Annotated in this window: 13 protein-coding genes; 7 read left to right on the top strand and 6 right to left on the bottom strand. The window is 36.2% G+C overall.

Going from position 1 to position 15917, the window contains the following annotated elements; translation table 11 throughout:
* Positions 1–158: 158 nt before the first annotated feature.
* From ACQUQZ_RS17140 to ACQUQZ_RS17130, 3 genes are all read left to right on the top strand, one after another.
* The gene (locus tag ACQUQZ_RS17140; protein ID WP_435356264.1) at positions 159–650 is read left to right on the top strand and encodes an RNA polymerase sigma factor; all 492 of its coding nucleotides are present in this window, start codon (positions 159–161) and stop codon (positions 648–650) included.
* A complete protein-coding gene (locus tag ACQUQZ_RS17135) occupies positions 647–1276 on the top strand; it encodes a hypothetical protein (RefSeq protein WP_435356262.1) in 630 nt (209 codons plus the stop codon). The genes ACQUQZ_RS17140 and ACQUQZ_RS17135 overlap by 4 nt, the downstream gene beginning before the upstream one ends.
* An 81-nt stretch (positions 1277–1357) precedes the next feature.
* The gene (locus tag ACQUQZ_RS17130; RefSeq protein WP_435356260.1) at positions 1358–1891 is read left to right on the top strand and encodes a DinB family protein; all 534 of its coding nucleotides are present in this window, start codon (positions 1358–1360) and stop codon (positions 1889–1891) included.
* 33 nt (positions 1892–1924) lie between these two features.
* Here the strand turns inward: ACQUQZ_RS17130 and ACQUQZ_RS17125 are convergent, their stop codons facing one another.
* The 6 genes from ACQUQZ_RS17125 to ACQUQZ_RS17100 all read right to left on the bottom strand — a co-directional run bounded on the left by ACQUQZ_RS17125 (position 1925) and on the right by ACQUQZ_RS17100 (position 9684).
* Entirely contained in the window at positions 1925–3079 is a 1155-nt protein-coding gene (locus ACQUQZ_RS17125) for a dipeptidase (RefSeq protein WP_435356258.1), read from the bottom strand.
* A gap of 41 nt (positions 3080–3120) precedes the next feature.
* A complete protein-coding gene (madM, locus tag ACQUQZ_RS17120) occupies positions 3121–3882 on the bottom strand; it encodes a malonate transporter subunit MadM (RefSeq protein ID WP_435356256.1) in 762 nt (253 codons plus the stop codon).
* 58 nt (positions 3883–3940) lie between these two features.
* A complete protein-coding gene (gene madL, locus ACQUQZ_RS17115) occupies positions 3941–4312 on the bottom strand; it encodes a malonate transporter subunit MadL (protein ID WP_435356254.1) in 372 nt (123 codons plus the stop codon).
* 135 nt (positions 4313–4447) lie between these two features.
* Positions 4448–6589, bottom strand: a complete 2142-nt coding sequence (locus ACQUQZ_RS17110) for a molybdopterin cofactor-binding domain-containing protein (protein WP_435356252.1) — start codon at positions 6587–6589, stop codon at positions 4448–4450.
* Between the two features lie 103 nt (positions 6590–6692).
* Positions 6693–7151, bottom strand: a complete 459-nt coding sequence (locus tag ACQUQZ_RS17105; protein ID WP_435356250.1) for a (2Fe-2S)-binding protein — start codon at positions 7149–7151, stop codon at positions 6693–6695.
* A 124-nt stretch (positions 7152–7275) separates the two neighbouring features.
* Entirely contained in the window at positions 7276–9684 is a 2409-nt protein-coding gene (locus tag ACQUQZ_RS17100) for a penicillin acylase family protein (protein WP_435356248.1), read from the bottom strand.
* Between the two features lie 211 nt (positions 9685–9895).
* Between ACQUQZ_RS17100 and ACQUQZ_RS17095 the strand changes: the two genes are divergently transcribed.
* From ACQUQZ_RS17095 to ACQUQZ_RS17080, 4 genes are all read left to right on the top strand, one after another.
* A complete protein-coding gene (locus tag ACQUQZ_RS17095) occupies positions 9896–10276 on the top strand; it encodes a hypothetical protein (protein ID WP_435356246.1) in 381 nt (126 codons plus the stop codon).
* 22 nt (positions 10277–10298) lie between these two features.
* Entirely contained in the window at positions 10299–11696 is a 1398-nt protein-coding gene (locus ACQUQZ_RS17090) for a serine hydrolase (protein WP_435356244.1), read from the top strand.
* Between the two features lie 74 nt (positions 11697–11770).
* Positions 11771–12610: a ThuA domain-containing protein gene (locus ACQUQZ_RS17085; protein WP_435356242.1), complete on the top strand. Its 840-nt coding sequence runs from the start codon at positions 11771–11773 to the stop codon at positions 12608–12610.
* Between the two features lie 205 nt (positions 12611–12815).
* The gene (locus ACQUQZ_RS17080; protein ID WP_435356241.1) at positions 12816–15890 is read left to right on the top strand and encodes a SusC/RagA family TonB-linked outer membrane protein; all 3075 of its coding nucleotides are present in this window, start codon (positions 12816–12818) and stop codon (positions 15888–15890) included.
* Positions 15891–15917: the final 27 nt, after the last annotated feature.

Raw genomic sequence — 15917 nt, 5'->3', positions numbered from 1 at the left:
AGCAAAAATTTGCGAGATAAATAAAAAGTACGATGGGTTTCCTAACCCGCCTGTCTTAAAAATAGGTCAGGAAATTCATTTTACTGTAAAAAATATTTATAGTTCTGTAAGTTTTTATATCTTTTTTCGACTAATTGTTCAAACAAAATGGAAATTAGATGGAAAAAGATTTTGTCGAGATGATAAATGTAAATCGAGGGATTATTTACAAAGTTTGCAATTTGTACTGTCATGATGAGGAAGATAAAAAAGATTTGTTTCAAGAAATTGTTTTGCAATTATGGAAAGCATTCCCAAGTTTCAAGAATGAATCTCTAAATACGTCTTGGATGTATCGGGTGGCACTGAATACTGCTATTTCAAATTTCAGAAAAGAAAGCAAAAAACCTGAAAAAAAATCAATTTCTGATGCAGATTTTCAGATTCCTGATATCAATTTTTCTGCTGATGAAAATGAAAAGTTGTATTTATTGAAACAAGCCATCGAAAAACTATCTGAAATAGAAAAAGCTATTATTATGCTTTACTTAGAAGATAAAAGTTATGATGAAATCGCTGAAATTATTGGTATTAGTAATTCAAATGTAGGAGTGAGGTTGAATAGAATCAAAATAAAATTGGAAAAAATCATTAAATCAAACGAATTATGAACTTAGAAGAACTAAAATCTGCATGGCAGGTTTACGATCAAAAATTACAATCGTCTCAAGCAATCGACGAAAAAATAATCATAAGTATGATTAAAGAAAGGTCGAAGTCGAGGGTTGCAAGACTTAGACGTGAAAATGCCTTATTATCCGCTATTTTATTTGTTGAATTATTACTTTTAGGAGCTATTTTTATGGGAAATCCATTTGATTTTAAATATAAGGTGCAATTTGTGCCATTTATATTTTTAGTTATTGGAATAATTATGGCTTTAGCAGTACTTTTGAAAAACTATAAAATGTTAGATACGGATATAAGTAATACCAATTTGAATGCATTTCTTAAAAAAATTATTGGTGAATATGAAAAAAGTAAGCAAGCTGAAAAATGGTTTGGTATCATTATTTTATCTTCAGGTTGCTTGACAGTTCTTTCATTTTTGCCAAATAAATTGGATAAAAAAGGTGTATGGCCTGCAATGATTGACACAGCTATTCCGATGATGATTTGTCTTGCTATTTATTTTTTAGCCTTCAAAGTTGGTGCTTTTAAAAATCGTAAGGCTGATGGTTTCAAGGATGATTTAAGGGAATTAGAAGAATTATCATTGGAATTGATTAAGAATTGAAGTTTTTTCACTACAATCAAATGCTTTCAATAGTTTAATTTTTCAATCTATTGTTTATATTTGTGTTACAACTTGATAGAAATGACAAAAACAGAGATCTTATTTAATGCTATTTCGGTAGCAAGAAAAAATTACCTTGAAAAGGTAAGTCAATTAACTGAGCAACAAGCACAGTGGAAGCCTGCCCCCGATGTTTGGAATGCTGTTCAGATTACAGAACATTTGTTTTGGGCAGAACAAGGTGGAATCTTAAGTATTTGGAAAGCATTGCACGCCAAAAGCGAAGGTAAAGTTGTTTGGGAAGGAGAAAGAATTCATGCAGGAAAAACAATGGAAACGATTATCGAGCAAACGTGGAAAGAGAAAGAAGAAGTTCCTGCAGTTGCTGCTCCCCGTTTAGGGGGACCCATTTCTTATTGGAAAACCATGCTTTTGAGCCTTGAACAAGTATTATCAGTATTAGAAAAAGAACTTTCAGATGATGATTTATCTATAATGACACCACCCCATCCGATTTCTGGCCCTTTTGATATTCATCAAAGATTAGAATTTCTAAGGTTTCATCTTGAAAGGCATTTGAGGCAATTATTGGAAATTTATCAAGGTATTATTTAGGGTTTTTCAGCTTGAGAATGATTAAATATCGAATTAATCAGGAAGATTTCGTAAAAAGAAATCTCTAATGTTTCCACCCATAATTTTTTCTATATCAGATTTTGTAAAGCCTTCTTTTTCTAAAGCTGTTACAATTAGCGGTAATCCCGTCACGTCAAAATGTGTTCCGATGGCTCCGTCAAAATCTGAACCTAATCCTACCTTGTCAACGCCAATTTTATCGGCAACGTAGCGAATGCTTTTGGCAGTAGCAGCAGCATCTGTCCCACAAACTGCTGTTTCCCATAAGCCAATTCCAACCAAACCATTATGCTTGCCAATTTCAATTAATTGTTCATCGCTTAAGTTACGATTGTTATCACAAACACCTTTTATACCTGTGTGGGAAACTAATACAGGGCCGTTATGGTATTTTAAAACATCGCTGATAGTTTTTTGAGAAGCATGAGCCAAGTCAATGGTGATGTGCAAATCGGTCATTTTTTTTATCAATTGTTTCCCTTTTTCTGTCAAACCTCCTTTTTTCATGCCGTGTGCCGAGCCTGCCCAATCATTATCGAAGAAATGTGTCAATCCAATATATCTAACTCCTGCTTTGCTAAATTCATCTAAATTATTTAAATCATTTTCTAAACAATGGGCTCCTTCTATGCCCAACATTCCAGCAGTAAAAGCATGGCTTTTTTGTCGGTCAGAAATGTATTGTTGTAATTCTTTTTTGTTAGTAATTACTCTAAATTTTCCGTCAGAGTTTTTAGCGAAATTATGCAAATCCTCGCATTGATGTAAGGCACGAGTTTTGACGCTAAACCAATCGGCAGGATTTCTTAACTGAGCAAAACTCAATAAAGCTACCTGATCAGTGTGGTCATCATTTTTTTCGATATTAATGCCTCGTGGTGTTTTACTTACAATCGTAAAAACCTGAAATGCCATATTGCCTTCAATCATTCTTGGTAAATCAACGTGCCCATAGTCATGTTTTTTGAAGAAATTTCTGTCCCAAAGCAAAGCGTCGCAGTGCAAATCAGCAATAAAAGGAATAGAATCATAATAGCTATTTTTAGAAAAATCTCCTTTTAAAGCCACTTTATTCATGGATTTATCAATATATTGAGGAACGAATCCAAAAAAAACAATGGCAATTGCAACGAGAATAAATAAGGTTATTTTAATCAACTTTTTCATTTTTATAGATGGCTTGTTGTTGAAGTGTTTTGAAAGAAAAATTAGGCAAAAAACATTTTAACCAAAACAAACAGAATAGAAGGACACAGCAAACATCCCAAACCAGTATAAAATGTGGCAGTCATAGCTCCGTAAGGCACGAGTTTTGGGTCGGTTGCAGCCAAACCTGCCGCAGTTCCGCTGGTTGTTCCCATCAAACCACCATAAATCATGGCTGCTTGTGGATTATTTAAACCAATATATTTTGCAATAAAAGGCGTACCAATAGTTACTATTATAGACTTAACTACTCCAGCAGCAATACTTATTGCTACGACATCAGACGAAGCTCCAACTGCTGCACCTGTAACTGGGCCAACCACAAATGTACAAGCTCCTGCACCAATCGTTGTGATACTTTGAGCATCGACATACCCTAAACCAACAGCAACTGCTGCCCCGCAAAGAAATGATAAAATGACTCCGACAAAAAGCGAGGTAATACCTGCCAAACCTGTTTTTTTGATGACTGCAAAACTTGCTCCCATTGCAGTTGAGACGATGGCAAAATCTCGAAACATCGCTCCACCCATCAGGCCAAAACCTGAAAGTTGTTCAATATCGGCAATACCTTTGCTACCGCCTGTGATACTTCCGCCAATGTATGCCAATACAAGACCCGAAAAAATAGCAATAGCAGAGCCTGGAAGTTTATTGTTTGTTAGTTTTTTAGAAAGCCAATCTGATAAAAATACTACGATTCCTGTAACCAAGAAAGCTACAACTAAGCCATTTTTAGATAATAGGGTAGAGATATAATCCATTTGAGGAGTTTAGAATTTAGAATTGGGAATTAAGAATTACAGTTTTTTGTTTGTAAATCTATTCATTCTCTGTTTTGTGTTTAGTGAGTTTTGAAATAAAAGGCATTGTTGCTAAACAAATAACAACAGGTATAATTCCTGCCAGTAAAGCTACCATACCACTTGAAATTGCCACTTTTACATTTTGAATAGCCGACATCGCAACGATAACAGGGATGTACATTTTACTCCAAAACATAACACCACTCTCCATTTCTGGGTTGAAAAGTCCACGTTTTTCTAAGTAATTTTGAGAAAAAATAAGCAAAATCATAGCAAAACCAACGCCACCCACATTGGCATCAATATGCAAAATCCGCCCTAAAGTTTCGCCGATAAGCTGCCCTAAAATAAAACAACCCGACAATAATGCAACTCCTTTTAATAACATGTTTTTGTATTTTAATTTTTCCGCAAGATAAAATAGTTTTTCAAAAAAGTACATTAAAATCATTTTTTAATACAAAAAAAAACCTGTAAGGATTTTTTGGAATCCTTACAGGTTTTATGAAATTCGAGTCGATTCTTACGAAACGCTCTCAAACATTTTTTCGTCTTGCTCGATAAATGGTTGGTTGCGAAGGCGTTTGCCTGTTGCTTTAAAAATGGCATTAGCAACCGAACCGCCAGTAGGAGGGAGTGCAGGTTCGCCCAAACCAGTTGGGTCGATGCCGTTATCAACAAAACTTACTTCAATGGCAGGGATCTCGTTCATTTTTATCAATCTAAACGCATTGAAATTTTGTTGGTCAGGTTTGCCCTCTTTGAAAGTTAGATTACCATACATGGCATGTCCAATACCATCTATGATTCCACCCATTATTTGGTTTCTTGCTCCGCTTTGGTTTACGACTACACCACAGTCAACAGCAGCATAAATTTTTTGTAAAACGGGTTTACCTTTTTTCATTACTACTTCTGCCACTTGAGCAACATAAGAAGCGTGTGAGAAATAAACACTAAAACCTAAACTCACCCCTTTTTTCTTCTTGCCCCAACCCGATTTTTCGGCCGCCAATTCAATGACTGCTTTCATGCGGTCTATGTTATATTTAATCTCCCCAGTTGGAGCAGTTTTGGCTTTTTCTAATAATTCTAACCTAAATTGTACAGCATCTTTACCAGCGGCAGTTGCTACTTCATCAATAAAAGATTGTTCGGCAAATGCCAAGAAATTAGTAATGGGAGCTCTCCAAGGGCCAGTCGTAATCGCAGATTTATGTTCGGCCGAGTCTATCAAAAGATTAGGTACTGCTCCCGCTGGGAAATTATCTTGGCGAGTTGAATTTCCTGCATTGATTCCTGCTCCACGAAGCGAATATCCAATCATATTGCCTTGTTTGTCGAGAGCAGCACGGAAACGATAGCGTACCGCTGGGCGATAACTTCCGCCTGTCATATCATCTTCACGAGTCCACATGACTTTTACAGGAGCTTTCATAATACTTGAAACTTCTACAGCTTCCAATACATAATCTGTGCCTAAACGACGACCAAAACCACCACCCATACGAGTAAGTTCAACGGTGACTTTATCAGCAGGGATATTTAATAATTTTGCCGTTTGGTTTTGGGCATTTTGTGGGGTTTGTGTTGGACCAATTAATTCTACTCCATCAGCTCGTACATGAGCAAAGAAGTTCATCGGCTCCATTGGGTTGTGCGGCAAAAACGGACATTGGTATTCTGCCTCTACAATTTTAGCAGCGTCTTTAAAAGCTGTTTCTACATCACCATCTTTGCGACGAACTTCTGTTTTTCCGTCAAGAAGTTCTTTAAAAATACGATTATGGTCATCGCTACTTTCAAGCGTGGCTGATTTCTCCCATTCTATTTTTACTAAATCTCTGGCTTTTTTTACTTCCCAAGTCGATTTCCCGACGATGGCAACTTTATCTTTGAATGAAATCACATCAACAATTCCTGGCAAAGCCTTCGCTGCGGTTGCATCAAAAGATTTGAGTTTCAAGCCAAATGCAGGTGGACGTTGAATCATCGAGAATAACATTCCTTCACGATAGAAATCAATACCGAAAAGGGGTTTTCCAGTCAAAATTGCTTGATTATCAACGCCTTTGACTGTCGAACCAATCAATTTGAAATCTTTAATGTCTTTCAATTTAACATCGGTCGGAGGTGTCAATTGAGCTGCTTCGGTAGCTAATTCTCCATAACCTAATTTTTTGCCTGATGTATGAATGACAAAGCTTTTGTTTGTCGAACATTCGTTTGTAGGAACGCCCCAATGTTTGGCTGCCGCTCCTATAAGCATTTGGCGAGCGGTTGCCCCTGCTTTGCGGAGACGTTGCCAAGAATGAGGAATCGAGCCACTGCCACCCGCTACTTGACGTTCAAATTTTTTGGTGTCTAATGGAGCTTGCACCACTTTGACATTTGCCCAATCAACGTCTAACTCTTCGGCAACGATTATTGGAAAAGCAGTTTTGATACCTTGTCCGATTTCTGGATTTGGTGAAAAAATCGTGACTATACCATTGCTTTGGATAGATAAGAACGCATTGAATGTGGTATTTCCTTCGGCTGGAATATGATTGATGACTTTGGCGGCTAAAGCGTCATTGCCAAACCAATTGAAACCCAAAATCAAGCCTCCACTGGTGAGTGCCGCAGATTTTAAAAAATCTCGACGGCTATTATTTTTTGTCATTGTTAGTATCTGTTTTTATTGCTGTATGCTTTAAGCGATACGCTTTAGGCATCTTGAAGCAAATTTTAAATTTTTATTACAGAAATTTCAGCATAAAGCATTTTTACATTTTGCTAGCAGCCAACTGTACTGCCTCTTTGATGCGATGATAAGTTCCACAACGGCACAAATGCGTTGACATTGTAGCTTCAATTTCTTCCAAACTTGGTTTTGCATTCTTTTTCAAGAAAGCCGCCGCTGTCATCATTTGCCCTGCTTGGCAATAGCCACACTGAGGCACATCAATTGCGTCCCAAGCCTGTTGTACGGGGTGGTCACCTTTCTCAGAAAGCCCTTCGATGGTAGTGATTTTAGCATCAGCTACTGTTGAAACGGGCAATACACACGAACGAGTCGCTTCACCGTTGATATGTACGGTACAAGCTCCGCATTGTGCCATTCCGCAACCATATTTAGTGCCTACGAGGCCTAAATTATCTCGTAAAACCCATAGTAGAGGGGTATCTGGCGAGGCATCAGTTTTGTACTCTCGACCATTGATTTTAAGGTTGTAATTTGCCATTATTGAAATGTTTATTGAATATCTGAATCTATAACTAAAATTAGACAAAAAGTTCTTGAAAATGATAAAAAAGTATGTTTTTTTATAAATATTTTCGACCAAAAGAATGTTTTTAGCGATTATCTCAAGGCTTCAAAATTAATGTTCCTGTTTTTACTTTTTCAATCTCTGCACGATTCATCAATTCTGGGCGAGAGCCACCCTTCACAAACATTTCAGCTTGGTCGTTATAATGCTTGCTCATAAAGTTCCCTGATTGCCCAGTTGGAAGCACGCTTCGACTATGGTCAGTATCGGAAAAATCAATAATTCTACGTAACGCAGGCCCGTAAGTTACTTTATATGTACCACTCGAATCGACAGAAAAATCAAGGTTATTGATGGTTTCTCGTCCACCTGGAGCAGCGAGTGGGCCAACGCTAAAGTATTTCCCGACAACTGGCAAAATGCCCAATGGATGATTATGCGTAAGTGTATGTACTTTTTCCCATTTCCAAGCAGTCATATCATTTCCTAATTGCTTTTCTAAACTCTCCAATGCTTCGTTCATTGATTTTGTTAATATTTCTGTACGAGTTTCTTTGTTTTTTGTCGAAATATTGTCCCACCAAGGTGAAGCATCATTTCGCATCAAAGAGGCCATGTTTCGTTTGAAATTACCATTATGTTCAAAAGCCTTGAAAACTTCATTACCTAATTCATCTTTGATGGTATTGACAAAGAAATGATACAAAAAACGATAATAAATCGTTGGCTCGATGTCTTCCAAGTCGTGAGAACCGTCCCATTTACTTAGTTTTTCTAAGCCAATTTTTGCTGAGGGAGTCAATTTATCTACTTGAATCACTGGCAAAATATCTTTCAAAAGCCCCTTAAACGAAGAAGAAGTTACATCATTGATAACTGCTCGTACACTTTCTTGTGTCCAATCTTTTTTATCTGTAAAAATCAATTCTTCGATTCTACTTGCTCGATTTCCAGGTACATAATAGCCTGCTACTAGGCCATTTCCCATATCGGCAGGTTGATTATTTGCTGTATAAAGCACGCCACGTTTTGGATTCAAAATTTGAGGATTCAATGAAAAATCGTACCAACCTTGTGGTTCGTCATTTCCTGTCGAGCCATCCAAAATTACCATCGGATTTACATGAGCAGGGCGTTTAGGCAATTTTCCTGCTGCCCACCAAGCAATATTTCCTTCGGTATCTCCCCACATTATATTTAAACCAGGTGAAGTGAGTTTACTTACTGCTTTGCCAACTTCAGCAGCATTTTTTGCGTGAGCCATGTTATAGAAAGCCTCTAAGTGATAACTTGGAAATTGATTGAAAACCCACCATAAAGCTATCGGGTCTTTTTGATCAGTCATTTTATCAAAGCTATCATTCATCAAAATACCATGACGCGAGGTTTTTACATTTATTTTTACATCAGCTGCATCTTTCACTTTGATAAATTCTTCTCGAATTTTCAAATCTTCCCAGTGATCTTTGTACCAAACTTGGTTGGCATTGGCAGGATTGGCTTTTTCACGGAAAAAATCAACATCATCATTTTCAAACATAGTCAGACCCCAGCCGCCATATTGCGAATGTCCCAAAGCTCCGACAGGCGTTCCTGCCAAGAAATTCCCATAAAATTTGAAATTTGGACATTCTAAATGTGCTTCGTACCAAACTGATGGTTGCGAGAAAGCAATATGTGTATCATTTGATAAAATGGGCTTGCCCGATTTGGTTTTAGAACCAGCAATTACCCAACCATTTGATCCATGATAAGGAGGAAAAGGAGCATTGGTTTCGATAGAAGTCAACTGATTGGACATTTTAGCCAAAGCCACCGAAGAAGCAATTGATTCTTGGGCCTGCACGGGAATTTTTGGTTCAGTCGCTGGCCAAGCAGACATTACATCTTTTAGGTATTCAGGACCATATTTATTTTGAATCATGGTAGAAATAGCTTCAGAACGAAACGCTTCAGCAAAAGTAAAACCCATATAACCCATGATTATTTGCATATCGGCCATTTCAAAAGGCGTTTTTTTGATGCCAATAATTGAAAACTCAATAGGCGTTTTTCCATTTTGTATGTACTCATTGACCCCCTTGATATAAGCCTGAGCTGCTTTTACAAAAGGTGCTTCTGGGTTTTTCATCAAAACTGAGTCGATTGTCCACTGAGCGTGCTTACGAAAACTTAGAGTACGGAAAAATTTATCAGAAGCGAGTGCTTTATCACCAAAAAGTTCGGACAAACGGCCATCGGCCAAGCGGCGAACCAACTCCATTTGAAAAAGGCGGTCTTGGGCATGTACATAGCCAAATGCATGAAACAAATCTTCTTCGTTTTGGGCATATATGTGAGGCACTCCGTAGTCATCATAAATTACTTCGACAGGTGCTTTTAAGCCTTTGATTTGGAGTTCGGTGTTGAGGTTAGGTTTGGTACTTTGTAGCCAGAAATAAATGCCAATCGCTGCGATAACAAGTAAGACAAGCAATCCAAGCAAGATTTTCTTGAAGATTTTCATCGAATAACAGTTTTTAGGGTTGAAGAAACGCTGTAAAAATAGGAAGAATAAATTGAAGTTTTTTGAAAAGTTTTAACAGAAATATTACATCCCATTTATCAATGTTTTTTTACCGTTTATCAAATTTATTGTTTTACTATATACTGTGCATTGCAAAGTACAATGTATCACACTATATTTGTTCTGCTATCACTTTTAAAATAAAAATCACATGAAAAAGGCTTATTTAATCCTCGCTATTGGTTTGCTTGCGGCAATTGCCAGTTTCCCATTTCTAAAAAAAGAAATGAACGGAGATAACATTCGTGTTTCAGTAAAAGAATCTACTGATGAGTACAAATTTTCGGCAGACTTTAATGAAAAACAAAGTAAGAAAGTTCAACAATTTATGGATGATTTTTTAGAGCAAAATACTTTTAGAAATGCTGAAATAGATGCTGACATTACTTTAGATGACAGAACAAAATTTTATATTCAATTACATCCTGGAGAAGTAAAAATCAAACTTAATAAACGAGCAAATTCTTTTGAGTCATATCAAAGAATTAAAAGAATGGGTGTAGGAATAAAAGAGCTTTTGGCTGGAAAATAATTCAAAAACTCAATACAAAATTATGAAAAAGGAAAAAAAAATATTCTTATTTGTTGGCTTTATATTGTTGATTATCAATAATTTAATTGCTCAAGAAAATAAAGCAAAACAAATTGATACTTTGATGAAAAGATCCCATCAATTGGGCATTTTTAATGGAAATGTGTTGGTAATTGAAAAAGGAAAAACTATTTATCAGTCATCTTTTGGTTATGCGAATGCCAGTAAAACAACCAAACTCAATGCTGATTATATTTTCAATATCGGCTCAATAAGCAAAGAGTTTAACGCCGTTGGAATAATGATGCTGAAAGAGCAAGGTAAGTTAATTTTAGATGACAAAGTGTCGAAATATTTGCCTGAATTACCTAATTGGGCGACCAAAATAAGTATCAAAAATCTACTACAATATACTAGTGGTTTGCCCGATATTAACTGGAAAACTATCAAAAGCGATGCCGATATTTTAAGCGATATGAAGCAAGTTACGAAGTTAGATTTTGAGCCAGGAACTAACTATGCCTATAACAATAGTAATGTATTTCTACAACGACGCATCATTGAAAAAATAACAAATGTACCTTTTCATACATTTGTCGAAATCCAAATGCTTCAACCTTGTGGCATGAAATCATCGGTAGTTGACCCCGATATGAGGGGTAAAAATATTGCCATATCATTCAACAATGATTTGATAGAATCTCCTCGACAATTTCAGTATGTAATGTCAGGGTGGACTGCCGTTACTACCCAGGATTTGTATCGGTGGACACAATGTTTGCATCATTTCAAAATCATTAACAAGGCCTCATTTAATGAAATATTAGTGCCTGTTTTTGCCAATAAACAATCAGGCTTAGGAGCTGGAAGCATTGATGGTGATGGAATAAAAGAACATTATCATCACGGGTCAAGTACTGACTTTGAAGCATTGATGTTTACAGAGCCAACAACCGATATTAGCATTATATTGCTGACCAACAATATGAATTTTAAGCTTTTTGAAATCAAAGATGCCATCAAATCAATTCTCAATGGGGTGACATATAAAACGCCAAAAAAGTCATTGCTAATGGCAATGAGGAAAAATATTGATACCCAAAATATTGAAGAATTATTGACTCAATATAATCATTTAAAAACAAGTCAAGCAAATGACTTTAATTTTGAAGATGAGAATGATTTGAATCAAATAGGATATTATTTGATGAACAAAAAACGTTTCGATGATGCCATTCAAATATTTGAATTGAATGTGAAATTATTTCCACAATCCGGTAATGCTTATGATAGTTTAGGCGAAGCATACCTCAATAAAGGCAACAAACCTTTGGCTTTATTGAATTATAAAAAAGCCTTGGCATTAGACCCGAAAAATGCAGGTGCAAAAGAAATTATTGAAAAAATGGCGAAAGAGTAATGTATTATTTATTGGGTTTAGTTGATAAAGATGTATCATTGCATTGATTTATGTCAATACAAAAAAATATCCAAATGAAAATCTTACCAAACAAAATAATTGGCTTTTTCTTACTTTTTTTGAGCCTTACTATTGTGGTTAAGGCTCAAAATTCTAAACCTAAATTCAAAGTCATCGCTTTTTATACAGCCATTAACGACCAAGCACACATAAGTTTTGTGCATGAAGCCAATCGTTCGTTTCCTGAAATTGCACAAAAATATCATTTTTCTTATGACTCAACTAATAATTGGGAAAACCTCAACACTGAATTTCTATCGAAATATCAAATTGTACTTTTTTTAGATACTCGACCTGAAGAACCTGCTCAAAGGGCAGCTTTTCAACAATACATAGAAAAGGGTGGAGCTTGGATTGGTTTTCATTTTGCAGGATTTGCTCTAAATAATTCAAAATTTAATCAAGATTGGGACTGGTATCATAATCAATTTTTAGGCTCGGGACAGTACAAAAGCAACACTTGGCGACCTACTTCAGCCGTCTTGCGAGTAGAAGACCGAAAACATCCTGCAACCAAAAAACTTCCAGAAACTTTCAAATCGTCACCCAATGAATGGTATAGGTGGGAAAATGATTTAAGGAAAAATACCGATATCAAAATCCTACTTTCTATTGATTCTACAAGTTTCCCTTTGGGAACTGGCCCCAAAGCTCACGAAATTTGGCATAGTGGTTATTACCCAGTTGTTTGGACAAATAAAAAATACCGAATGTTGTACCTAAATATGGGTCATAATGATATTGATTACGAACACAAAACCAACAAAGAATTATCGTTTCAGTTTGTCAACGAAATTCAAAATCAGTTAATTATTAACAGTTTGCTTTGGCTTGGAACAAAGAAGAAAAGATGAAAAACTGATTAGAAAAATCGTAATTATTTTTTTATCGTATTGATTTAATCCTATTTAATTGTAGTTTTTTTAAACTTATTTGTATTATATAAAGTTTTGTCTTAAAAATGAAGATTTTTATTTCAATTCTAAAGGATTTGTAAGAGTTAATTATCTAAATTTAAACCTTTATAAATACTAATCAATAAACAAACTACAACAAAGAATGAACAAACTTCTACGAGTTTCGTTGGCTTGTCTGTTTCTCACTGTTTCTTTTTTGGGAAATGCACAAAACATTGTAACAGGAAAAGTTACATCCAGCGATGATGGTAGTCCACTTCCAGGAGTATCAATCACAATCAAAGGCACAACTAAAGGCACAAGTACAGATGACAAAGGGGTCTATAAACTCTCTGTACCTGCAAATGCAACGCTTCAAGCCAGTTTTATTGGCTTTGCCGATCTTGAGCAAGCAGTAGGTAATCGTAGTATCGTTGACTTTACGCTCAGTTCGGATGTTAAATCTCTTAATGAGGTCGTGGTAACTGGATATGGCTCTCAAATCAAACGTGATTTGACGGGAAATATCGTTAAGATTAAAGCAAGTGAGATTCAAGATATGCCAGTGACTACTTTTGAACAAAGTATTCAAGGAAAAGCAGCTGGTGTTCAGATTAATCAAGGAACGGGTAAATTGGCACAAGGGATTCAAGTTCGTGTGCGTGGACAATCTTCAGTTTCTGCTTCAAATGAACCGTTATATGTATTAGATGGAATTCCTTTAACTCAAGGAGACCTTGGAATCAATGGTGGAGATACTAACCCATTGGTTGATATTAACCCACAAGATATTGAATCAATCGAAATCTTGAAAGATGCTTCGGCAGGAGCAATTTATGGAGCTCGTGCAGCCAATGGTGTGGTTTTGATTACTACCAAAAAAGGAAAAGTAGGAAAAACCAAAATTACATTTGGCATGCAATATGGTAAAAGTAAACCTACTAAAGTCTTGAAGTTTTTGAATACTCAACAGTATATTGATTTTTATAAGATAGCTGCTGCTAATTCAGATGCGATTGATGGCTATGATGCCAAAGACCCAGATTCATATACTTCGTATATGGAAAGTTTCTTTCAAACACAAAGTTTAGGTACACTCGGAACAGCCAACCAAGCCGACACTGATTGGGGTAGTTTGGCATTTCAAGATGCCCCTTCTAAACAATATGATTTAAATTTAAGCGGTGGTACAGACAAAACTACTTTCTTTATTTCGGGACAATTGCTTGACCAAACAGGTATTCTTTTGGGAAATGCTTTTAATCGTTATACAGGCCGCATGAACCTAACGCATAAAGTTACTGAACGCCTAAGTATCGGTATGAATATGAGTATTGCTCGTTCGCTTAATGAGCGTGTATCAGGAGACCGCCAATTTGATAACCCTTTGCAATTGGTTGCTTTGCCACCGATGACGCCTAAAAATGACCCAGAAACTGGACTACCAGTGGGCACACCTCCAGGTGATATTTCAATTCCAGTGTACTATAATGGTATGATTAATATCGGTAATGCTTATTATAATACTACGGTACATCGTAATATCAGTAATGTATTTGGTGAATATGCCATCTTCAAAGGACTTCGTTTCCGTACAGAGTTTGCTTTAGATTTGTTGAATCAACAAGAAGAGCAATATTATAATAGCAAAACCCAACGTAATTTTGGAGCTCCATTGGGCTATGGTTTCAACCGTTTTGTGAGAGTTGAAAACTACAATACCAACAACTATTTTGTATATGACAATACATTCGACAAGCATACGATTAATGCAACGGCTGGTTTGTCTTATCAAAATTCACAAACCAAAACCAACGCTGCCGAAGGAAAAGATTTCCCATCAGATGCCTATCGTATGATTGCAAGTGCTGCTCGTAAAACTGATGCCAGCTCGACGCAATCTGACTACCGTTTTGCTTCTTATTTCACACGTGTTAACTATAAATTTAATGAAAAATATTTGTTAGGTTTAAGTGCTCGTATTGATGGTTCATCACGTTTTGGAGCGGACAATCGTTATGGTTTCTTCCCTGCTGTTTCGGCTGGTTGGGTACTTTCAGAAGAAAGTTTCTTGAAAAAAATTGAATTAATTAGTTTCTTGAAATTACGTGCAAGCTGGGGTAAAACTGGTAATGCAGAAGTTGGAAACTTCCCGCAGTTAGGTTTATTTACAGGTGATGCTGGTTATGGTGCTATTCCTGGACAACGCCCTTCTCAATTAGCAAATCCTTCATTGGGTTGGGAATCAACGCAACAAATTGATATTGGTTTAGATTTTGGTTTATTGAATAATCGTATCAATGGTGAAATTGATTATTATGAGAAAAACACTACTGGTTTGTTATTAAATGTGAACGTTCCAGGAACAACAGGTTTTGCAACACAAGTGAAAAACGTTGGTTCGTTGACAAACAAAGGTTTTGAGTTTGTGCTGAATACTGATAACCTTGTAGGTGATTTCAAATGGAAAACAAGCTTGAATGCTTCTACTAATAAAAACAAAATCACTGATTTGCAAGGGCAAATCATCGAAGGTGGTTTGAGTAATATGAGCCGTGCCGTAGAAGGTCAGCCTCTTGGTACATTCTTCACTGTAGAATATGCTGGTGTTGACCCAGCCAATGGCGATGCTCTTTTCTATAAAAATACTAAAAATAGTGATGGAACAATTGACCGTTCTACAACTAAAACATACAGCCAGGCACAACGTGTTGTAATTGGTAGCCCACTACCAAAATGGACTGCTGGTGTAACCAATACTTTTAGCTATAAAGGTGTTGAACTAAGCGTGTTTTTCAATGGAGTATTCGGAAACAAACTTAATTTCTATGGTGTAGGACGTTTCTCTTCTGCTAATGGTCGTTTTGAAGATAACCAAACAGTAAATCAATTAGCTGCATGGACTCCTCAAAATACCGATACGAAAGTGCCACAAGCTCGTTTATTCTTCAATAATGGAGCTCAAGCATCAAGCCGTTTTATTGAAGATGGATCTTATGTACGTTTGCGTAATGTAACTTTGGCTTATAACTTACCAAAAACGCTGGTTAGTAAAATAAAACTAAGTAATGTAAGAGTATTCTTTACAGGACAAAACCTTTTGACCTTTACAAAGTACTCTGGTTGGGATCCTGAAGTAAATGCCGATGATGTGGTAACAAATATTGCTTTGGGTTATGACTTTTATACAACACCACAAGCAAAAACCTTTATGGGTGGTTTAAATATCAGTTTCTAATAGCAGTACTCTTTATTAATTACTAAA

Source organism: Emticicia sp. SJ17W-69 (genome assembly GCF_051209875.1).
GTDB lineage: Bacteria > Bacteroidota > Bacteroidia > Cytophagales > Spirosomataceae > Emticicia.
This window is presented reverse-complemented; position numbering and strand designations above follow the sequence as displayed.